The organism is Enhygromyxa salina (genome assembly GCF_002994635.1).
In the GTDB taxonomy this organism is placed as follows: Bacteria; Myxococcota_A; Polyangia; order Nannocystales; family Nannocystaceae; genus Plesiocystis; species Plesiocystis salina_B.
On the sequence record NZ_PVNL01000029.1, the window covers coordinates 47,320 to 69,532 of the forward strand.

General features: G+C 72.0%; 12 protein-coding genes. 2 read left to right on the forward strand and 10 right to left on the reverse strand.

Annotation, left to right across the window (positions count from 1 at the left end; all coding sequences use genetic code 11):
• The first annotated feature begins 98 nt into the window (after positions 1–98).
• Positions 99–4,952 (forward strand): tetratricopeptide repeat protein, encoded by a 4,854-nt coding sequence (locus ENSA7_RS04960; RefSeq protein WP_106088036.1) that lies wholly within the window; start codon positions 99–101, stop codon positions 4,950–4,952.
• Positions 4,949–10,135 (forward strand): tetratricopeptide repeat protein, encoded by a 5,187-nt coding sequence (locus ENSA7_RS04965; protein ID WP_106088037.1) that lies wholly within the window; start codon positions 4,949–4,951, stop codon positions 10,133–10,135. The genes ENSA7_RS04960 and ENSA7_RS04965 overlap by 4 nt, the downstream gene beginning before the upstream one ends.
• Before the next feature lie 87 nt (positions 10,136–10,222).
• Here the strand turns inward: ENSA7_RS04965 and ENSA7_RS43205 are convergent, their stop codons facing one another.
• From ENSA7_RS43205 to ENSA7_RS05015, 10 genes are all read right to left on the reverse strand, one after another.
• Positions 10,223–11,341, reverse strand: coding sequence for a hypothetical protein (locus ENSA7_RS43205; protein ID WP_181233173.1), 1,119 nt, complete (start codon positions 11,339–11,341; stop codon positions 10,223–10,225).
• A 14-nt stretch (positions 11,342–11,355) separates the two neighbouring features.
• Positions 11,356–13,842, reverse strand: a complete 2,487-nt coding sequence (locus tag ENSA7_RS04975; RefSeq protein ID WP_146157348.1) for a sulfatase-like hydrolase/transferase — start codon at positions 13,840–13,842, stop codon at positions 11,356–11,358.
• A gap of 13 nt (positions 13,843–13,855) precedes the next feature.
• Positions 13,856–14,782: a hypothetical protein gene (locus tag ENSA7_RS04980; protein WP_106088039.1), complete on the reverse strand. Its 927-nt coding sequence runs from the start codon at positions 14,780–14,782 to the stop codon at positions 13,856–13,858.
• 76 nt (positions 14,783–14,858) lie between these two features.
• Entirely contained in the window at positions 14,859–17,573 is a 2,715-nt protein-coding gene (locus tag ENSA7_RS04985) for a hypothetical protein (protein ID WP_106088040.1), read from the reverse strand.
• The gene (locus ENSA7_RS04990) at positions 17,570–18,232 is read right to left on the reverse strand and encodes a hypothetical protein (RefSeq protein ID WP_146157349.1); all 663 of its coding nucleotides are present in this window, start codon (positions 18,230–18,232) and stop codon (positions 17,570–17,572) included. Before ENSA7_RS04990 ends, ENSA7_RS04985 begins: the two co-directional genes overlap by 4 nt.
• Positions 18,233–18,321: 89 nt before the next feature.
• Positions 18,322–19,101, reverse strand: a complete 780-nt coding sequence (locus ENSA7_RS04995; RefSeq protein ID WP_181233175.1) for a PhnD/SsuA/transferrin family substrate-binding protein — start codon at positions 19,099–19,101, stop codon at positions 18,322–18,324.
• A 176-nt stretch (positions 19,102–19,277) separates the two neighbouring features.
• Positions 19,278–20,444 carry a KamA family radical SAM protein gene (locus tag ENSA7_RS05000; protein WP_106088043.1) on the reverse strand — a complete coding sequence of 389 codons (1,167 nt, stop codon included), beginning with the start codon at positions 20,442–20,444 and terminating at the stop codon, positions 19,278–19,280.
• Between the two features lie 54 nt (positions 20,445–20,498).
• Positions 20,499–21,011: a hypothetical protein gene (locus ENSA7_RS05005; RefSeq protein ID WP_106088044.1), complete on the reverse strand. Its 513-nt coding sequence runs from the start codon at positions 21,009–21,011 to the stop codon at positions 20,499–20,501.
• Positions 21,008–21,646 (reverse strand): RNA polymerase sigma factor, encoded by a 639-nt coding sequence (locus ENSA7_RS05010; RefSeq protein WP_106088045.1) that lies wholly within the window; start codon positions 21,644–21,646, stop codon positions 21,008–21,010. Before ENSA7_RS05010 ends, ENSA7_RS05005 begins: the two co-directional genes overlap by 4 nt.
• Positions 21,643–22,182 (reverse strand): DUF6249 domain-containing protein, encoded by a 540-nt coding sequence (locus tag ENSA7_RS05015; RefSeq protein WP_146157351.1) that lies wholly within the window; start codon positions 22,180–22,182, stop codon positions 21,643–21,645. The genes ENSA7_RS05010 and ENSA7_RS05015 overlap by 4 nt, the downstream gene beginning before the upstream one ends.
• Between the last annotated feature and the right edge of the window lie 31 nt (positions 22,183–22,213).

Genomic DNA, 22,213 nt, shown 5'->3' on the forward strand with positions numbered 1-22,213 from the left:
CGGACCCCAGACCGCGTCGGATTGCACCACGAACTCCTGACAAACGTGTACAATCCCACGCGAATGCTCGGCCTGCCCAGCAGCTGGGAGCGCGGGGAGTGAACCCTCGGACACGAGCGCTTCCGCTCGACGCGGTCATCAAGGCGCTCGCCCAGACCAGCGAGGATCAGGTCGAGCTGCGGGCGGTGCTCGCGTTCACGATCGCCCGCTGGTCGCTCGAGCGCGAAGACGAAGAGCGAGCCGTCGAGCAGCTCCGCGCCGCGCTGACGATGGTGCCCGAGCTGCGGCCGGCGATGCGACTGCTGTACCGCATCTATGGCGATCGCAACGACGTCCGCAACGCCGTCGCGTTCTTGGACCTGGAGATCCGGGCGACCCGGCACCCGCGGGAGGCCGCGGCCCTGTACCGCGAGCGGGGCCAGCTGGTCGAGCGCTACTTCCGAGATCTGAAGGCCGCGCAGCAGTGCCACGAGGCCGCGCTGCGGGCGACCCCGCGCGACCTCGCGGTGCTCCGATCGGTCGAGCGCGTGTCGCTGGCCCGCGGCGACGTGTTCGGGACGATCGCCAACCTCGAGAGCCAGCTCGAGGTCCTCGAAGACAGCGGCGCGGCGGCGGGGCTACTCCACGATCTCGCCCTGCTCGAGGCCCGCCACGGCGGCGATCTCCACCTCGCCGCCGACATGCTGCTGCACGCGCTCGAGCTCGTGCCGGGGCACCTCGGGCTGATCGGCGATCTGTTCCGCACCGCCGAGCTGTCCGGCGACGTCGCCCTGATGCTGCAGGCGCTCGAGGCCGAGGCCGAGGCCCGCGAGCCCCGAGCCCGGGCGATGCCGCTGGCCCGCGCGAGCTTGGTCCTCCACGACCGCCGCGAGCGAGCCGCCGCCGCCGCCCTGCTGCTCGCGGCCGCCGAGGCTCAGCCCGACAATTTCTCGCTGTGGCGCAACCTCGAGGAGCTCGCGATGAGCTCGTCGCGCTACGAGATCGCGGTCCTGGCCTGCCTCGGCCAGCTGCGGGCGGTCGGCGACGGTGAGCCGGGGACCCGCGCCGAGCTGTTCTATCGGGTCGGGCGGCTGGCGATGATCCGCCTCGATCGGGTCAACGAGGGGCTGGCCGCCATGCGCAAGGCGCTGCGGCTGTTTCCGGCCCACCTGCCCGCGGTCGAGGACACCGCCCGCTACCTGATCTCCAACGGCCTGTGGGCCCAGCTGCTCGAGCTGCTCACGCTGCAGACCGCGACCGCCGACGACGCCGGGCTGACCAAGGCCGAGACCGCGCAGGCCCACCTGCGCGCCGGCCAGGTGCTCGAAGAGCGGCTCAACGAGCTCGAGGGCGCGCGCCGGCTCTACGAAGAAGCCTCGCAGATCGCCCCCGCCTACCGCCCGACCCGCGACCGGCTCGAGCGGGTGCTGCATCAGATGGGCCGCGCCGACGACCTCGCGGAGTTCTACGAGACCGAGCTGCGCGCGGCCGAGTCTCCGGCCCGCAAGGTGTTCCTGTTGTCGGTGCTCGGTCAGCTGCACAGCAACGGCGACGATCCGCAGCAGGCGATCAAGTTCCTCGTCGCGCTGCTCAAGGAAGTCCCCGAGCACATGCCCTCGCTGCAGCGGCTGGCCCGGCTGCTGGCCCGCTCGGGTCGGACCAAGGAGCTGCTCAAGGTCACCGAGCAAGAGATTCGGCTGACCTTCAGCCCCGTGCGTCAGGCCAAGCTGCTGCACCGCGCGGGCGAGCTAGCGCTCGAGCTCGGCGATCGCGACAAGGCCCGCGAGTGCTTCGAGGTCTGCCTCGATCAGGTCGACGATCACCAGGCCGGCATGAGCAGCCTCGAGGCGCTGCTGCGCGGGGATCGTGACTGGGACCGCCTGCTCGCGCTGCTCCGCAAGCAGGTCCTGTACTCGACCGATCGCGGCCGTCAGGTCTCGCTGCGGCTGGAGATCGCCAGCATCCTCTCGACCCGGCTCGACCGCGCCGAAGATGCGCTGGTCGAGCTCGAGGCCCTGCTCGAGCGCTGGCCTCGGCACCTCCCGGCCCTCCACGCGGCCGAGAACCTCGCGACCCGGCTCAACCGCTGGGCCGAGCTGGTCCGCCTGCTCGATCAACACGTCAGCGCGGTCCAGGGTCCGCGCACCCGGGCGCTGCTGCTGCACCGCTCGGCCAACGTTCGCGCCAACTATCTGGGCGATCCGGAGGGCGCGGTCCGGGAGCTGGTCCGCGGGCTCGAGCTGTGGCCCCAGCTCGGCGTCGCGCGGGCGCTGCTGCTGCGCCTCTACGAGCAGCTCGGGCGCAGCCGCGATCTGCAGGCGTTCGCCGAGGGCGGCCTGACCACCGAGCGGGGCGCCGACGATCGTCGCGCGCTGGCCCTGCAGTTGGCCGAGCTCACGCCCAAGGCCGTCGTCGCGATCCAGTACCTGGGCGCGGTCGCGGAGGCCCGGCCCGAAGACTTCGTGACCCAGCTGCGCCTGGCTCGGGCGGCGTTTCGGGCCCGCCGTCCGTCGCGGGCCGCGGGCGCGCTCACGGCCGCGGCCGATCAATTTGCCGAGCAGCTCGACCCCAACGATCCCGAGCTGCTCGCGTACCGCTACCGGGCCGCGCGCGCGGAGGAGGCCGCGGGCAACCTCGACCTCGCCGACGCCGGCTACGCCAAGGTCCTCGACCGGAACCCCGGCCACGCGCTCGCCCGGCGCGGTCGGCTTCGGGTCAAGCGCAAGCGTCAGAGCACCTACGCGGGTCGCTCGGAAGATCTGCAAAAAGCCCGAGCGGCGGCCGAGCACCACATCGAGCAGGCCGCGTTCGCGACGATCGCCGCCGAGCTGCACGAGCGCCGCGGCGATCTCGACGGCGCGCGGCAGCGGGTCGAGCAAGCCCTGGCCGGCCACGCCGACTACCTGCCAGCGCTGCACTGCAAGGCCCGGGTGCTCGAGCGGCTCGGTGGGGTCGAGCAGATCGGCGAGACGATCGAGACGCTCGAGCGCCTCGCCAGCTTGCTGCGCGTGCCGGCCCACCAGGTCCGGGCGCTGTGTCGCGCGGGCACGATCTCGCTGCGCACAGCCCAGCTCAACACCCACAACCAACAGGCGTGGTCGCTGTTTGCCCGCGCGCTGGCCAACGACCCCGCCGACGACCTCGCGTTTCGGGGGCTCGAGCGGACCTGCGCCGCGCACGGAACCAAGGGCGCGCCGGTCCTTCAGATCCTGCTCGAGAAGCGGATCGCCGCGCTCGCCGAGCGCGACGCCCTGAGCCCCACGACCGTGCGAGAGATCGCCCGGCTCGCCGCCCACACCGACGGGCCCGAGTCGGCCGTCGATCTGCTCGAGCAAGGCCTGGCCCGCTACCCCGAAGATCCAGGGATCCACGCGGATCTGGCCCAGGGCTACGCGCGGCTCGAGCGGTGGCCCGAGGTCGTCGCCGAGCTGTCTCGCGCGCTGCAGCGCGAGCTGTCGCCCGAGCGCGCGGCCGCCCTGCACTACTTCGCCGGCGACGCCGAGGAGCGGGCCGGCAACCCGCGCGCGGCGATCGAGCACTACCTCGGGGCCGGCCGCGGCGGCTTTCATCCCCGCCACGCGCTGCTGTCGGCCGATCGGATCGCGGCCGAGTACGGCGCGCTCGAGCAGCGCGTCGAGGCCCTGCAGCTGCTCGTCGAGCTCAGCGACGGGGAGCAGCGGGTCCGTAGCTTGCGAGCGCTGGCCGACCTCCACCGCGGGCCGCTCGGGCACCCCGACGTCGCCGTCGATCTCATGCGCGAGCTGTTGTTGCTCGCGCCCACCGACCTCGACGTGCTCCGCGAGCTGCACCGCGCGCTGCTCAAGCTCGATCGCCGTGAAGAGGCCAAGGCCACGCTGCTCGCCGGCGTCGCCCACCACCGCGCGTGGCTCCGCGCAGAGGGGGTCCGCAGCAAGTTCGCCGGGTCCAAGCACCCGCCCGGGACACCGCGGACCGGCATCGATCACGCGCCCGTCCGCGGGCTCCGCGAGCTGTTCGAGATCCTCGGCGACGTCGACGGCGTGTACCTCGCGACCGGGATCATCGAGATCACCGACACCAAGCGCGACGACGAGCAGCGCTGGCGCCCCTGCGACGCGCTGCAGACCGAGCCGTGGCCGCTGCCGGCCGCGCAAGACGGCAAGCCGCTGGATCTACTGGTGGGCGACCTCCCCTGCTCGCACGCGCTCGATCTGCTCCACGAGGGCGTGTTCTTGCTCAACGAGCTGCCCGACGCCCCGGCCCCGCCGATCGACATCGTCGGCGGACGCAGCCTGCCCAGCAACTCCGGCGTGGTCATGGTCGCGCGGGCGCTGGCCGACTCGCTCGGGCTCTCGCAGCCGCTGGTGTTCGTCAACCCCGACGAGCACGACAGCGTGGTCGCCCACCTCGGCAGCTCGCCAACCTTGATCGTCGGACGCAAGATCAACAGCACCCCGTTCGCCCCGCGATCCCGCGACCTGCTCGGCCGCGCGGTCATGCGGCTCGCGACCGGCGGCGACTACCTCCACGCCCCGGACGCCGAGCCGCGCCTGCTCGGGCTGCTCATGGGCCTGTGCCGGTCGCTCGACATCGAGCTGCCCGAAGAGGCGTTCGCCCCGACCCGCGGGGCGGTCCCGGTGATCGATCGAACCTTGGCCCAGTGGGTCGTGACCTCGCTGCCCGACGCCGCGACCCGGCCCGACCTCGTCCACGCCGCCCGCAGCTTCGCCCAGTCGACCGACACCTTTGACCCCCAGCGCATGCGCGAGGCCATGGCGATGGCCCAGGATCGCGCGGGGGTGGTCGCCGCCGCCGATCCCCGGCCCGCGCTCGAGCGCCTGCTCGAGGGCACCGAAGACCGCAAGATCTTGCTCGAGGAGCGCGCGACCGCGCTGCTCGGCTACCTCCTGAGCGACGACCACCTGGGTCTGCGTCGCTCGCTTGGCTATCAGGTCGCGCTCGTCCACGACGGCGCCCTCGAGGAGCTCCTGTGAGTCGACGACGCGAGGATCTCGAGCTGCGAGGCGACCTGTTCGTCACCGGCGGCGTGCCCAAGAAGGTCTCCGAGGACTTCAGCGGAGCGCTCGATCTCTCCGATCTGATCGACCAGGTCGAGCGCGGCGAGGGTGGCGAGCAGCGACCGCCCGCGCTGATCGACAGCCCCTCGCTGCTGTGGGGCATGCACTCGGGCCTGCACTCGAGCTTGCTCTCGACGGCGATGCCCACCGGCACCGCCGACGCCTGGCAGACCCTCGCCGAAGAGTTCGCCGAGGAGAGCCGCCAGGTCGAGGACGAGGTCATGGCCGCCGCGCTGCTGGCCGAGGCCGGGCGGATCTTGGTCGATCGCCTGGGTCGCCGCGAAGAGGGCCAGCTGCTCCTGCGCAACAGCGGCAGCGCCGTGGCGCGCACGCTGCTCGATCTGCGCTCGGGCGGTGACGACTCCGTGGCCGAGGAGCTCGCCGAGCTAGAGCGGCTCGGGTCCGACGCCAGCGCCGATCCAGAGGAGCGGGCCGCGGCCTGGGTCGAGTTCGGGATGCTCTGCGAAGGCAGCATGGGCAACCGCAAGCGCGCCCTCGATGCCTACCGCGAGGCGCTCGCGTGTCAGCCCGAGCACCACGAAGCCCTGATGCTGGCCAGCGAGTCCGCGGCGATCATCAATGACCGCGAGATCGCCCGCGACCTGCTCCGGCGCCGGATCAAGCTGTGTCGCAGCTCCCGCGAGAAGGTCTCGCTGCTGCTCGAGCTCGCGGATCTGACCGACGCCGACGCGGCTGGGCTCGACGACGCCAAGCAAGCCGACGAGGTCCGGCTGCTGCTGGTCCAAGAGGCCCACGACACCGATCCCCACGAAGAGACCGCGCTGCGCCGGCTGATCCGGCTGGTCGCGGCCACCGGCGACGCGGTCCGCCTCGGCCACCTCTACCGCCACCTCGCCGACGTCGCCGAGGATCCGCTCTCGGCCAGCACGGCGCTGCACCTGGCGTTCTTGACCCTCGCGGACTCGCGCGAGCCGGTCGACGATCTGGTCCGCGAGCTCGCGGCCCGCGAGCCCCGGATCCCCGATGGGTCCGACATGCTCGCGCCGCTGTCGGAGGTCGCGCTCTACATCGAGCAGCGCGTGGCCTCGGGCGACGCCGAGGGCCTGCCGACCAACCTCCACGTGCTCGATCGGGTCGCCCGCACCCTCGACGCCCCGCGCGAGCAGGCCCTGGTCCGCGAGCAGATGGCCAGGATCCGCCGCGACACCCTGCGGCGCATGGTCGACGAGAGCCCCGACCCGGCCGACACGATCACCGGTCTGCCCAAGCTCTCCGAAGATCGCAAGGCGCTGGTCCGCGCGCTCGAGCTCGATCTGCGGTTTTGTCTGGTCCACCTGCCCGAGCACCGCTGGGTTCGCCACTCGCTCGGTGAGCTGCTCGAGTACACCGGCGACCACGCGAGCCTGGTCGTGCATCTCGACGAGTGGGCCCGCACGGTCTCGTCGGGCCCGGGCCGCGCGTCGATCCTGCTGCGGCTCGGCGAGGTCCACGAGAACCTGCGCCATGATCTGCCCCGGGCCGCGGAGGTCTACGAGCTCGCCGTCGCCGAGGATCCCGACAACCCCTCGTGCCTGCGCGCGCTCGGGCGGGTCTACGAGAAGATGCGGCGCTGGCCGCAGGCGGTCGCCAACCTGCAGCGCCAGGCCGACGAGACCGACGACGGGCCCGAGCGGCTCGCGGCCCTGCGCCGGGTCGCGGCGATGGCCCAGCACGAGCTCGAGGACGTCGATCTAGCGATTGCGATCCTCGAAGAGATCACGCGGATCGATCCCGACGATCTCCTCTCGCTGTTTCAGCTGGCCGCGCTGTGCCGGACCGAGAACCGCACACCGGTCCTGGTCACGACCTTGCAGCACCTGGTCGAGCGACTCGACGACAACGTCTCGCGCACGGCGGTGCTCGTCGAGCTCGGTGAGACCCTGGAGCTGCAGCTCAAGCGCCGCGACGCCGCGCGCGAGGCCTACGAGCGGGCCCTCAAGCTGACCCCCGGCTACACCCCTGCGCTGCAGGCCCTCGCGCGTCTGTATCGCGACAACCTCGATCTCGACGCGCTCTTGTCCCTGTACGAGCCCGAGGTCGACTCGGTCACCGATCCAGCCATGCTCGCGCTCAAGGCCGCGCGGGTGTGCCTCGACGAGCTGCAAGATCACGATCGCGCGATCGAGTACCTGTGGCGCGCGTACCGGACCAACCCCGATCTGCACCCGGCCCGCGAGCTGCTCTTGCAGCTGCTGACGGTCAACAACCGGATCGAAGAGGCCTACGATCTGCTGCGCGCGCAGGACCTGCCCGAGCCCACGCCGCTGCTGGCCGACTACCACTATCGGCTCGGGCTGCTGGCCGAGGCCCTGGCTCGCCAGGCCGCGCAGTCGGGCGACGACAAGACCCACCACGAGCAGGCCGCCCGCCGGCTCGACGCCGCGCTGCAGCACTACCGCGCCGCGTTGGGTGCCCAGCCCGATCATGGCCTCGCGGCCGAGCGATCGCGCCGGTTGCTGGTCGCCCATCACGATCACGCGAACCTGGTGCGGCTGGTCGAGGCCCTGTCCGAGCACGCCGAGGGCCCGGCCGAGGCCGCGCTGCTCACCCAGATCGCGCGGCTGCGGGCGACCCGGCCCGGCGCCAAGCTGCGCAACCAATCGGCGGCCGCCAACGAGGCCCGCCGCGCCTACGAGCAGGCGCTGCAGCGCGCCCCCGGTGACCCGGTCGTGCGCCGCGAGTTCGAGACCCTGCTGCGCTTCATCGACGATCGTCAGACCCTGCCCTCGATCTACCTGCAGACCGCCCGCGCCAGCGACGACACCCACTTCCGGGCCACGCTGCTGGTCGAGGCCGCGGAGCTGCTGCTCGACGAGGGCCGGCCGGGTCCCGACGGCAAGCGCGAGCCGGTCTCGAGCGAGCGGCTCGCCGAAGATCGCCAGCTCGCCGCGACCGCGATCCTCGACGCCCTCCACGCGGATCCCGGCAACCCCTACGCGGTGCGTCACCTCGAGCGGCTGCTGTCCGAGACAAACTCGCCGCTGCCGGCGATGGAGGCGGTCAGCGCTCGGGCGGTCCGGGCCCAGTCGGACGCCGAGCGGGCGATCTTCTATCTCGAGAGCGCCGAGCTGCTCGAGCGGGCGGGCGCCGTCGATCCAGCCCGGCGGGCCTATCAGGCGGCGATCGACGCGATGCCCGGGTTGGTCCCGGCCGAGCTCGGGATCGCCAGGCTCGAGCAGGCCCGCGAGGCCGCGCTGCCCCGGCTCACCCCGGAGGCGCCTACCGTGTCGCTGCACAACCTCATGGCCGAGGCTCGCGACGCGGCCGTGCGCGCGGGCGCCTCGGGCGACACCCAGGAGGCGGCCAAGGCGATCGAGATCCTCACGGGGATCTTGGATCGCGACCCCAGCCACCGCGACGCGCTGGGGCTCGCGCGCGGGCTCACCAATCAGCTCGCCGATCCCGAGCCCGCGATCGCGCTGCTGACCACCGTGTTCCCCCGGGTCCGCGACGCCGACACCCGCTACGACCTCGCGCTCCTGCTCGCCGAGCACAACGTCGAGCTCGACGTCGCCGTCCGCTACCTCGAGGCCGCCGTCGAGGCCCGGCCCGACGGCAAGCAGGCGCTCCACGAGCTGGTCCGCTGTCATCGCCAGCTCGGCCACGATCGCGAGGCGGCCGAGGCCACCGAGCTCCTGCTCGAGCTCTACGGGCCCGGCGAGCCCTCGGCGATCGATCTGCGCATGGGTCTCGCTGCCTCGCTGGGATCCGCCGCGGGCTCCGCTGCGGGCTCGGGGGCGGATCCCACCAGCCTCACGCGGGCGCTCGGCCACGCCAACATCGCCCTCGAGGCCCGCCCCAACGACGCGCGGGCGGTCACGTTGATGGCCGATCTGCTCGAGCGAAACAGCCAGCGGGTCGAGGCCGCGCACCTGCTCGATCGACTCCGCTCGCGCGAGCGCGACCGCGGCAAGCTCCACGACATTCAGCTGCGCCAGGCCCGACTCCTGGCCAGCAGCGAGGGCCACCTGCCCGAGGCCCTCGCCGCCGCCGAGCGAGCCGTGCGGATCAACCCCGGCCACCGCGAGGGGGTCTCGCTGCTGACCGAGCTGCTCACCCGCAGCGGCCAGCGCGAGCGCGTCGCCGACTATCTGCCCTCGATCCGCGGCGCGATGATCTCCAAGATCACCCGCGCCGCGCTGTCGCTGCGCGACCTCAACCTGCTCACGCAGATCTCCAAGGATCATCGACCCGAGCTCGCGGACATGGCCGCCGCCGTCGCGTTTGCGATCGACTCGCGCGGCGAGCCGCCCCGCGAGCACCTGCGCGCCGCCACGCGCCCGGGGCTCGGCCGGATCCTGCAGACCAGCGAGCTGCGCGAGCGCCTGCTCGCCGCGTCCGAGCTGGCCGAGCTTCATGAGCTGCTGATCGCGATCGACCCGGTGCTCTCGCGGATGACCGGCGACTTCGCGGTGCTCTCCGAGCGCGACGCCGTGCCGCTGCCCCCGGGCGCCGACACCCGCAGCTTCGAGACGCTGACCACCCAGTGGTCGGCGCTGCTCGGGCTCGCACGGCCAGCGCTCGCCGCCGGGACCACCCACAACGGCTGCGTCCTGATCCCCGCGCTCACGCCCACGCTCAGGATCGGCAACAACCTGTGGATGCAGGGCGATCCGCAGAGCTGGCGGGGGCTGGCCGCGATCGCCCTGGCTCGCCACGCGTGGGCGGCCGGGCTGGTCCGCGCGCTGCCGCCGATCGACATGGACCTGCTGCTCGCGACCAGCTTCGAGACCGTGCGGGTGTTCAACGCGATCACGGCCGATCCGGATCCGCGGCGCCTGCAGGATCTCAGCGCGCAGCTCGGCAAGCACCTCCCTCGGCGCAACCGCAAGGTGCTCGAGCGCGTGTGCGAGAGCCTGTCCGGGTTCGCGTTCGCGCCCTCGGCCACGGCCCGCACCACCCTCGCCAGCGATCTTCGGCTCGCGGCCCTCATGACCGGCGATCCGGGCGGCGTGCTCGGGGCGGCCTGTCTGCTCGACGGTGTCGTCGGCGGCTCGCTCAAGCAGCAGATCAACCGCTCGAGCGTCGCGCAGACCCTGCTCGCGTTCATGCTCGGCGACGACTTCTTGGAGCTGCGCGCGATCGCCTGCTCGGGCTGATCTTCACTGACTCGGCAAAGACGGCCCGAGCGATCACCCGTTCCAGCCTCGGCGAGCCTCGCCGAGCCGCCCCGAGCCGCGCGCCGATCAGTCGTGATCGTGGTTGCAGTTCTCGTCGTGCACGTGGCCGTGCACCTGGCCCTGATGGTGAGCGTGATCGAGATCGAGATCGTGATCGTGATCATGGTCGTGATCATGATCGTGCTGACCACCCTGCTGGCGCAGCTGCTGCATCGCCGCCGAGGTCAGCTGCAGCTGGATCAGGTTGACCACGCCCTCGACAGCCTCCGGGGCCTCCGAGGTGCGCATCGCCGTGGTCAGATCGCGGACCCGTCGGGCGTCCGCCAGCGATCCATCGAGGAACAGCACGGCGACGACGTCATCGAGCGCGTTGGCCAGTGACCCGCGCAGGCCGGCCCGCAGGCCCTCGTCGTCCTTGCTCGACTCGATGATGTGCGCGAGGCGATCCTCATTGGTGATCGACTCGGCGTCGAGCGCCTCCATGCGCTCGCCGAGCGTCCCGAACAGGGCGTTGGCGTCGAACATCAGCGGCCAGGTGTGCACGGCGCTGACCATCAGGATGTTGTTCAGATCTTCAGTCGAGGGCTCGACGGAGGCCAACGCCTCGTCGAGGAAGCTCGGCTGCGGGCGCTCACTCGGCGAGCTGCCGACGAACTTGATCAGCGTCGGCAGGTGCTCGTCGATCTGCTCGGGCAGCTCGAAGGTGCTGCGGTAGGTAAACTCGCGCGCCCACAACAGCCGCGCCGCGGCCCACTCAGGCGAGATCATCCGGCCGTCGGTGTCGCGCGTCCAGTCGCGACCGGTGCGGCTCTGCTGCCCGTCGGTCTGGTAGTAGGCCGCAAAGTTCAGCAGCCGATCGCCGGAATCGATCACCGCCACGAACAAGCTCGCGCCCTCTTCCTCGTTGGGCAAGCTCAGGGTCAAGCGGGTCACGCCCGGCGAGGCGGCCATGTCCAACATCGCGATGGGACCCGCGTGGCTGCGCATCGACTGGGTGCTGGCCTCGTTCCAGCTGCGGGCCTGCTCGGGGATCTCGACCCCCTTGCTGCGCAGCACGTGGATCGCCTTGCGGGCGGCCTTGCGGACTTTCTTGTCCGCGTGATCCTCGAGCTGCTTGAGCGCGGCGCCATCTTGGGCCACCTGCAGCTTCTTGACGTCGTCGAGCAGAGCTTGGGTCTCGGACATGGTGGCGCTACCTATCACAGCCCATGGTCGAGCGCGAAGGCAGGCGCGAGGTTGGCCCCGGTCCCCCAGCGCGGCCGATTCCACTGGGGTTGCTCGGGCAGCTGCCAGGCGAGCGCCATGCGCACCATGCGCAGGGCGACACCACCCTCCGCGATGCGATCGGAGAGCTCCTCGGGATCGGCCGCGAGATCATAGAAGTGCTGGGACTCGCGCCCACGGCCCGGTCCGAGCACGAACTTGTGCTCGCCGATGATCGCCGCCCGGCTGCCGTCACCCAGGTACGACACGACCAGGCGCGGCGGCGGCTGGGGATCGTCGATCAGCGGCACCAGGCTCTCGCCCTGCCAGCGGGGATCGTACTCGACGCCGAGCAAGTCGGTCAGCGTGGGTGACAGATCCAGCAGATCGATCGGCGCCTCCACGCGACCGGGCGCGAGCAGCTTGGGCGCCCGGATCGCCAGCGGGACATGGATGCTCTCTTCGTAGAGCGTGCTGCCATGACCGGCGCCGCCGTGCTCCAAAAATTCTTCGCCGTGGAGCCCGACCAGCACGATCACGGCCTCGTCGAGCTCGTCGCGCTCGGCGAGGCCATCGAGCAGCAGCCCGAGCGCGAGATCGATGACCTGCAGCTCGCCCCGATACAGCCGCCGCACATACTCGAGCTGCGCGCGATCGGGCTCGATCTTGCCGGTCCGGACCCGACCCACCCACATATGCGTGCGGTGCTGGGCGGGCGCGCCCTCGGGCGGAAACACGCCCGCTTCGGCCAGGACCTCGCTGGGTGGATCGTAGGGCGCCTGGGCGTCGTTGAGGACCCCGTAGACAAACCGCGGGCTCGGCCGCTGGTTGATCTCGTCGAGCATCCCAAGCACGACCTTCTGGCCGTCGTTGCCGCGGGTGTTGCTGCGCTCGAGGATCTGATCGTCGGCGAAGCCCTGGGTCAGCCCGCGCTCGTTGGAGAAGTACGCGTTGGCCGAGACGCTCGAGGTGAAGTACCCGGCCCGATCGAGGACCTCGGCGAGCGTGCTCTGGCCCTCGGCGACGAAGGTCCCGCGCACGGTCAGGTGCCCCGGCGGGACCACGCTGGTCAGCAGCCCGGCGTGAGCGGGGACCGCCGCGGCCCCCAGCGTGTAAGCCCGCTCGAACACCAGCGCGTCGGCCAGGAACCGGGCGACCGCCGGGTAGCTGGGGCTCTTGGGCAGGACCCCGAGCGCACCATCGAGCAGATCGTCGGGCCGCACGCCCTCGAGCGCGAGCACGTAGACGTCCCGCGGCGTGCGATCGCGCCGATCCACGGGCATCGCCCGGCGGGCGACGATGTCCAGCTCGGTGAACAGCGCCCCGCCATGCGACGCGCGTCCCTGACTGTCCCGCTCGATCGCGGCGTCGGCCTGGCCCCGGGTGCTGCGAACCCGGATCTCGAGCCGCGTGGGGGTCTCGCCGTAGCCCGAGAGATCCACGCTGGCGCTGCGCCCCGTCGCGCGCAGCGGCTGCGAGAGCAGCTGCACGGGCGGGCGACCATGGCGGTGATCCGCGTCGGTGCTCGCCAGCACCTCCAGGCTCCCGCGCCCCGCCACCTCGACCCGCAGGCGCGCGCGCCGGGGCGGGACCAGGTAGTAGACCAGGCTGCGATCGGCCGGGACCTCGAACTCGACGTCGTCACCGAGCGAGCGGATCACGTAGTCGTTGCCAACCTTGAGATCGGGCGCCCCGGCCTTGATCGCCGCGAGCGTGCCGACCTCGACGCTCTCGATCGCGGCCGAGACCGAGACCTCGGCTGGCGCGACGTCGCGGTCGGGCGAGGGCTGCCCCTCGGGCAGCGGCGCGACGTTGCGAAAGTGCAGGCGCAGGCGGTTCTCGCCGGTCACGACCACGTCGTTGGGCAGCGACAGCGTGCGCCGCTCCCACTCTTGCGACACGTGCAGGTTTGCCAGCGGCCGCTCCTCCCACAGCACGGTGACCGACTGATCCGGGGCCATCGCCCGCATCGTGATCGCCACCGCCAGCCCGCGCGTGGGCGGTGGCGGCTCGCCCTCGGGCACGACCTCGCCGGGCTTGGGCGTGTAGGGCGTGTCGGGGTTGAGCGCGGGTGAGAGCGCGCCGTCGAGCGGGATGTCGAGCGCGCCGCTGAGGCCGACCAGCAGCGCCGCGCGACGATCCCCCAGGTCCTGGGCCAGCCGCCACGGCGATCCGGCGGCCGCCAGCTGCAGGTGCTTGTGCGCGCTCGGGTGCCCCAGATCGATCCACACGCGGCCGCCTCGGATCACCACCGCGCTGGGTCGCTGGGCGATCAAGTCTTGCCAGGCGTCGGCGCTCTCGACCTTGGACACGGGCGCGAGCCGGGGCGCGGGCGCGGGCGCGGAGCTGTCGCTGCCGTCCGCGCTGGCCGGGGTGGGACGCTCGCGCTTGCAGGCCGGGACCGCGAGCACCATGCACAGCGCGCAGATCAGGCCGAGCAGCGCGAACGGGCGCCGCAGCCAGACACTCGTCCAGACACTCAATCGGTTCGCCCGCTCAGGCTCGCGCACGCCAGGCCTCACGGCTGACACGTATCGCTGGCAACCACGCCAGGATCAACCCGGCGAGCGCCAGCCAGCCGGCGTACCCGCCAAACCGTGGGTCGCAGGCCGCAAACAGTGAGCCGCGACTCGCCGCTTCAATCCACGCGATCGCGCCGATCGTCCCCAGCGAGGCCGTGAGCGTGGCCGACCCCAGCCCGACGTCGCCATCGCGCCCGCGGGTGCGTTTATGGTCGAAGCCGACCAGCACCAGCGAGCCCGCGAGCGCCGCCGCGACGACCCCGAGCTCGAGGCCCTCGAGCCCGCGGATCAGCGGGATCACGCGCCCGATCAGCGGCCCGGCTGCCCACTCGTCGACCAAGCGCTGCGGCGGGAACAGCTCGCGCGGCAGCGGATCGATCGCCAAGAACAGCTGCGCGAGCACCCCCGCGGCGGCGACCCCCACGCTCACGCGCTGAACGTACAGGGCCAGCGCCGCGCCGACGATCGCGGCGACCACCGCCGCCCACGCCGCGATCCGAACCCGTCGGGGCTCGGGCGTCCGCAGCTCCCAGCCGGCCCGCCACAGATGCAGCTGCAGCGCCACGCCACCGCGCGCGTCGATCACCTCGGCGCGCAGCAAGTGCGGGCTGTCGCCGCTGCTGAAGTGAGGATCGCCCGCGACCGCCCGCTCGACGCTGTCGAGCACCCACAGCGGTCCGCCGTCGGAGATGACCTCGACCGGCATCGGCTCGCCGCGCTGCAGCTGGCCGTCGTCGTCCGCGATCCCAGCGAGCAACGCCAGCTCCGCGAGCGAGTCGCCGGCCATCGCGTAGGTGCTCGCGCGGCGGGTGGCCGCGCCGTTCGACCACAGCGCGCCCAGGCACGCGAGGATCACACCGAGCAGGGCCGCGATGACCAGCGTCCGCGAGATCGAGAGCACCCACGCACACTACCCGAGGGTCGTGGTGACCCCACAGGCGCTTTCGCACTTGTTGGCGGGTATGGGTGCGGCGGGCTCAGGGCGCGTCGTCGACGACCCACAGCGGGTCCAGGGGCAGCTCGAAGGCGACGCGCGTGATCGAGCCCGGCCGCGGCAAGGCCGGGATCGAGCGGGCGACCCCGGGGTGGTCGGGATCTGGCTCGACAGCGATCGGGCCCGCGAGCACCCGCGCCCGCAGCTCGGCCTTGGCAGCTCCCTGGGTCTGGGCCACGAGCGAGGCCAGGGCCGCCGCCCGGACTCGCGGGGAACAGGTCGTCGCGGCCCCGATCAGGTGGTCGAGATGGTTTGGGTGATCCGAGCTGTCGACCTGGCTCGGATCGGCGCTCGACTCCAGCGAGCGCCACGCACGGTCGCACAGCGCTGCTGTGTCGCTGAGAAACGCGAGCTCCTGCCCGCCCGAACCCGGCGCTGCAGCCGAGCCACCCGCGGCCTGCTCGAGCGCCGCGACGGCCTGGGGATGGCGCTCGCGCAGCGCTGGATCGAGCAGATCGAGCAGTCGCTCCCACGCCAGCGCGTCGGCCCGGGTCTCGCTGGCCAGGGACCACAACAGCTGATCGGCCCGCGACCACCTGCGCTGGCTCGGGGCCTGCTCGACGTATCCACGCAGCTGCTCGCGCAGCGCGTTCATGGCCGTGTCGTCGCCCTCGCGCACGCGCGCGTCAGCGTCGACGTCGCGCAGCACGATCATCGCGAGCTCGCGCCGCGCGGCCGCGTCGGCGAGCCCGTCGCTGTGCAGCAACACCTGCCGCAGCGCCTCGAGCGTGTACTCGCGAGCGCCGTAGCTGCGGCCCGCCACCGCCGCGCGCCGCCACAGCTCGAGCGGGGCGCCGGTCTGCGCCGCCGCGGCGGTCGTCAGCAAGCTCGCGCGCTCGGTCTGGCCGTGCGCCAGCGCCAGCTCGGCGTGGAGCTGCAGCTGGGTCGACGCCGACAGCTCGGGCGCGTGGATCAGCCGCTCGTCGAGGGTGTCGAGCGTGAGCAGGTGGCCGCCCGCGTGGAGCAGGTTGATCAGCGGCGCGCTGCACGAGAGCCCGAGGTCGGACTCGAGCGCGCGGGCCAGCGCGACGCCGGTCGAGGGCGCGCCGAGCTGCTCGAACCCGGCCTCGAGCGCCTCGCGACTGCGCTGCGGATCGAGCCCGACCTCGCGCAGCTGCGCGCTGGCCTGGGGATCCAGCCAGCGCCCGAGCTCGGGGCAGCGCCCGCCGTCGCCGAGGTCGAGCCCCGCGACGGCGGCGTCGAGGCGCGGGTCCCAGCGCTCGAACCACGCGTCACCCAGCGCCCGCCAGACGACGTTGCGATCGCCACCGTCAGCCGACGCGGCGTCGCCCATCCCGACCGCCCGCGCCAGCGCGACCTCGGACACCACCGCGGGTAACACCTCGTCGAGCAGCGGACCCGGCACGACCTCCGCGATCGCCAGCGCCTGCCAGGGGTGGCCCAGGACCAGCTCACGCCGGACTTCCTCGAGCGCCGACCCGGCCGCCTGGGCCAGCCCGATCTCGTGGCCCGCGACCAACACCGCGCGCCGCAGCTCCAGGGCCAGGACCGGCTGCTCACGCTGCTCGAGCAGCCGCGCGAGGGTCAAGAGCAGGTCGAAGCTGCGACGCTCGACGACCACCCGCCGCGACCAGTGCTGGGCGGCGCCCGGCTGCGCGGGCTGAGCTTCGGCGTCCGGCGGACCGACCGGGATCATGTCGCGCAGGTTGGTGTTGAGCGCGAACTCGGCCCCGCTCAGATCCCCGACGCTCGCCGCCACGCGCCAGGCCTTGGCCGCTTCGTGCGGCCCCTGCCCCCCGACCGATGCCATCGCCGCGACGATCCACTGCTGGTCGAGCGGGCTGTGGGCTGCCGACCCGCCAGGCTCGACGCTGCTGATCCGCAGCAGCGCATACTCGCGGACGCCCTCGGGCAAGCTCGAGATCGCGCTGACCAGGTCGTCGCGCGTGGCGTCGCCGATCCAGCCAGACAGGCGGCGGCTCGACGCCAGCCCGGGCCCGAGCGCGCCGCCGAACTCGGCCGCGAGCAGCATCGCGACGTCGTCCGGCTCGACCTGCATGTCGTGGGCCTGCGCGAGCTCGCTGACCGCCCTCGGTCCACGCTTGCGCGCGAGCGCGAGCTGCTCGGCGAGCCGCGCCTCGAGCACCGACACGTCCTCCGGCTTGGGCGCGAGCGCGGCCAGGCTGCGCTGCGCCTCGGCCTGATCCTGCGCCTGCGGCCGCAGGCTCGCCATGAACTGGTGATCCTGGTCGGTGATCGCCTGCGGACACACCAGCGCGAGCCGACGCATGTCGAGATCGGCGGCGAGCGGTTCACCGAGCCGCGCCTCGACCTTGGCCCGGGCCCGAAACAGATCGCAGATCCCCGGGGCATCGGAGGCCCGCTGCAGCGTGTCGAGATCGATGTTGACCAGGCGCGTGAGGTGAGCCACCGCGATCCCGACCAGCCCGAGCGAGCGCTCGAGCTCGGCGAGCGCCAGCAACGACTGGTCCTGTCCCCCCGTTCGGAAGTCACGAAGCAAGACCGCGCGCGCTTCTTCGGGGTTGCCGAGCTCGACCAGCGCGGTCGCCCAGGCCCGCGCCGCCCGGCCCCGCGGCGGTCGCTTCTGGGCGCGAGCTTGGCGATCGAGCTCCGCCCAGTCGCCAGTCTTGGCGAGCCCGACCAGCGCCCCACCGCAGCCTCCAGCCCCCAGCCCAAGCCCAAGCGCGAGGCCCAGCGCCAGCGCCCACGGCTTCACGACCCGTCCTCGTCGCACACCAACAGCTCGGCGCCGCCGATGTCCTTCAGCAGGCCATCGAGCAGCCGCTGCTCTTCCGCAGACAGCTGCCCGCGCGCGCCCTGAGCCAAGCACAGGCTCGGGAACCCAGGCTCGGGATCCCCGAGGGCGACGTAGCCCTCGGCGAGCCGCAGGTGGTTCGTGGGTCCATCTGGGTGGGCGGCGACGACGTCCTCGAGCAGCTCGAGGCCCGCCTCCGAGTCACCGTCCGCGAGGTGCTGGCCCGCGAGCACATACAGGGTGCCCAGCATTCGGGTGGCCGCCATGTCGCGATACTCGGCGTCCCGCTCGATGCTGGTCAGCGCCCACGTGCGCATCTCTTCGAGCAGCTTGAGCGCCTTGAGCCCGCGCCCCTCCGCGACCCGCCCCGCGATCGCAGCTCGCACGTACGCGTAGGCTGCCGACTGGTCATCCGCCGCCGCGCGAACCTGCTCGAGCGCGGCGACGCGGTCGGCCTCGCTGTCCGTACCCGCCGCGATCCGTGCTTCTAGCAGCTCGTACAGCGCCAGCGGATCGGCCTGCTCGGCCGGCGCGAGGCTGGGATCCACGCTCCCACTCGGCTTACAAGCCAAGCTCGCCAAGCCGAGCCCCACGCTGATCACTGCCGCGCGAACCTGCACAGCCGAGGGATATCAGAAACCCTCACCCGCGCCCAGACGCAGCCGCGGCCCCGACCCCCAGCCAAACAGCCGGAGCCGGAGCCCGCCACTCATTGATAGTCCGTGATCACGTCCGCGTAGGCGGACTCACTCGCGGCCTCGAGCGAGCGCAGCCCCACTTCTTTGCAGGCCGCCGCGCCGTCGCCCGAGCAGACCGCGGCGAGGGTCTTCTTGAAGCTGGCCTTCTCGCTCGCCGGAGCGCTCGGAAAGGCGACCACCGCCATCTCCGGGAGCTGCCTCGACGACCACACCGTCTTGACGGCCGCGCCACCGTCTGCCTTGGGCAGGCTGGCCAGCTGGGCGTCGTCGATCAACGCACACGCCACTTCACCGCGGGCGACCGCGTTGACGGTCTTCATCGGGCGCCGGGTGTCCTCGACGGTGAAGTCCGAGAGCGAGAAGTCCGAGCGCCCGACGACCTTGTCGATGAACTTGGTGTCGTCGCCGTGGTCGGTGCCGAGGGTCTTGCCCTTGCAGCCCGCGAGGCTGGTCTCGCTCGCGCTGACCACGAAGTACTGCCGACCACCGCCGCCGCTGACCTCGGCCGAGCCAATGACCTCGAGCTTGTGCTTGCCGCGGAGGTCCAAGAACGCGGCGAGCGAGAGGATCCCGTAGTGCGGGTTGTTGGCGCCGATCCACTGGTTGGCGGTGGCGCGACTGGTCAGGTACTGCCCCGCGGCGCTCGGCCACTTGTTTTGCCGGGCGACGTGGGCGATCAGGTTGTCTACATACTGTTGGGCAGAGGCGGCGCTGCCGACCCCGTGCTCTTTGAGAATCAGGACATTGACGCCGCCCTCGGTCGCGTCTGCCGCGGACGGGGCCAGGGACACCGCAGCGGCCAATGCAGCGGTGAGGGTGGCGAGGAGGGTGGCACAGCTAGCGTTTCGAATCGTCTGACGCACGGGGGACCTCGTGACGGCCTTGGACGGGCACCTTGGGGGGTTATGCACTCACACTCCCCTCAGTTCCGACAAGGCTGAGCGTTGGAGTGTGGCATGTCTCACGTTCACATGACCAGGGGCAGGCTCGCCGCGCGCCGCGGGGTCGCGGCTGGCGCGTCGTCCGGGTCCACATACTCGTACTCGCGCCCGTGCGCGTTGCGAAACCGCCACCGCCGCCCCTCGCGAGAGATCACCCGGTCGGGGGTGAGCGCGACTTTTCCGCCGCCGCCAGGCAGATCGACCACGAACTGGGGGATCGCCAGCCCCGAGAGCCGCCCGCGCAGCTCGTCGATGATCCGCAGCCCGGTCTCGATCGGCGTGCGCAGGTGCCCGCTGCCGCGGACCGGATCGCACTGAAACAGGTAGTAGGGCCGGCAGCGATGGCGCACGAGCCAGCGGTTGAGCGCGGTGATCGTCTCGGCGTCGTCGTTGAGGTCGCGCAGCAGCACGGTCTGGTTGCCGATCGCAAACCCGGCGTCGGCCAGCCGCTCGAGCGCGCGGCCGGCCTCTGCGGTGCACTCGCGCGGGTGGTTGAAGTGGGTGCTGACCCAGATCGGATGCAGCTCCCGCAGCGGCTCGAGCAGCTCGGCGGTGATCCGCTGCGGCAGGGTCACCGGGTTGCGCGTGCACAGGCGCAGCACCTCGACGCTGGGGATCGCCCGCAGCGCCTGACAGATCTCGACGAGCCGACGATCCGAGAGGCTGAGCGGATCGCCGCCCGAGATCAGGACATCGCGGATCGCGGGGGTCCGGCGCAGGTACGCGTAGGCCTCGTCGAGCGCCCCGCGACCTGGAGCCGAGGCCACGTCGCCGACCTTGCGCGCGCGCGTGCAGTGCCGGCAGTACACCGGGCAGTTGTGGCTGACGTAGAGCAGCGCGCGATCGGGGTAGCGATGCGAGATGATCTCGACCGGGCGATGGTCGTCCTCGCCCAGCGGATCCTCCATGTCCCCGAGGCTCGGCAGCCCCTCATCGGCGACCGGGATCGCCTGGCGCCGGATCGGACAGCTGCTGCCTGCGCGGGTGCAGTCCATGAGCGAGGCGTAGTAGGGCGTGATCGCGAACGGGAACCCGCGGGCGCCGACCCCATCGCGCTCGCGCGGATCGAGAGCGACGAACTGCTCGAGCTCGGCGAGGGTGCTGACCCGGTTGCGCTGCTGCCAGCGCCAGTCGCTCCACTGGGCGTCGGGCACCGAAGCCCAGCGGGGGTGACGGATCGAGGCGTCGAGCATGCCCGACACACATACCCGGACACCTAGTCCGAAACCACCGGACCTACCGCGCGCTCAGGCGTCGACGCGGCGCCCACTGCCAGCCGGCACCAGCGCCAGCGCGCACGCGGCGAGCAACAACACCATCCACATGCCGCCCGCTTCGACCGCGTGGGCGTGATACCAGTCGTGAACCGGATCGACCCATGCGGTCAGCTGGTTCGAGCTGAGCAGCGGGCCGAGCAGCAGGTACGCCACGCCGATCGCCAGCGCGTAGGCCGACGCCAAGATCCAGTTGCGACGACGATCGTCGATCGCCTCGATCCGCGGCAGGCGATCCATGACCTGGCGGGTGAAGAACACGTCGCAGGGCTCGTGCACGTCGAGCAGCGCGAGCTCCATCTCGACGAACTCGGCCAGCTCCTGCCGACACGCGGGATCGTTGCGCACGGTCTGGCGCAGCGCGTGCGGCAGCCAGCGCTCGCCCGTGGGATCTTCGCGCAGCTGCGCAGGATCGAGATCGAGCTCCACGAGCTGCTCGACGAATCGCTCGAGCTGAGGACTCGCCTGGGAAACGGGCGCGCTCATTCGACCAGCTCCGCGGCTGAGTTCGCAGCCCCCGACGGCGCCGCGAGCGGATCGCGAAGGTGCTCGCGCAGCAGCTTCTTGGCCCGATGCAGGTGGGTCTTCACCGTGCCGATCGGGAGCTCGAGCAGGTCCGCGATCTCGGGATACGACACATCCTGCAGGTAGTGCAGCGTGACGACCACCCGGTAGCGCTCGGGCAGCGCCGCGATCGCGCCAGCGAGGTCGCGGCGCAGATCCAGGCGGCTGGCCGACAGCTCGGTGTCGGGCGCCGGAGCGTGGTTCTCGAACCCCTCGGGCAGGGCCGACAGCGGCTTGCCGCGGGTGCGGTGGTTGACGAACACGTTGTAGGAGATCCGGTAGATCCAGGTGGAGAAGCGCGACCGCCCCTCAAACCCGATCAGCCCCCGGTACGCGCGCAGGAACACCTCTTGGGCGAGGTCGTCGGCGACCGTTCGGTTGCCGGTCAAGCGCAACAGCAGGCCCCGCACCTTGCCCTGGTGGCGGCGCACGAGCTCGGCGAACGCCGCGTTGTCACCACCGCTGTTGGCCCGCTCGACCAAGCTCTCGTCGTCGAGCTCGGCCACGTGGGTGACGCCCGGCGCTTGCCCCCATGTCTGGGCGAATGCCCGCGTCATCGCAGATCCCCATCGGGCTTGGCGACGGCGAAGCGATGACTGACCAGGTAGCCGATCCCGATGAACCCCGGGATCAGCCCCGCCGGGCTGAGGCTGTGGCTGCCCCCCACCATGGACGCGAGCAGCAGCCCGAGCCCCGTGCACACCAACACGATCCCCCGCCGCAGATCGCTGCCGTTGTTGGCGCCGACCAGCTCGGGCGGCGGCTCGATCCCCTTCTCGACCATCCGGCGGGCGAGGTCGAGCCGGTGGCGGGTCGTCGCGTGGCGAAACCGGATCACCGAGATCACGATCAGCGCGACCACGGCCAAGAACGCGAGGTCGAACGGCCGAAACCCGGTGCTACAGGTGGCGGTCCGGGTCTCGAACAGCATCGAGTCGAACTCCAGCAGGTAGCCGAGCGCGCCCGAGCAGCCCTGCTCCCCGATCCCGGTGTCGACCACCAGCGGGGTCAGATCTCCCGCGAGCGCGACCCCGCCCAAACCTCCGGGCAGACTACCCGTGACGCCCCAGGCGACGAGGGCGGCGCCCAACACGAGCCCCGCTCGAGCCGAGCGGGAGACGAGT

What these genes read in the sequence shown, in the direction of transcription:
- ENSA7_RS05005 (WP_106088044.1), bottom strand. Translation starts at nt 21,011, where the DNA reads ATGAGCGCGCCCGTTTCCCAGGCGAGTCCTCAGCTCGAGCGATTCGTC.
- ENSA7_RS05000 (WP_106088043.1), bottom strand. Translation starts at nt 20,444, where the DNA reads ATGCTCGACGCCTCGATCCGTCACCCCCGCTGGGCTTCGGTGCCCGAC.
- ENSA7_RS43205 (WP_181233173.1), bottom strand. Translation starts at nt 11,341, where the DNA reads ATGTCCGAGACCCAAGCTCTGCTCGACGACGTCAAGAAGCTGCAGGTG.
- ENSA7_RS05010 (WP_106088045.1), bottom strand. Translation starts at nt 21,646, where the DNA reads ATGACGCGGGCATTCGCCCAGACATGGGGGCAAGCGCCGGGCGTCACC.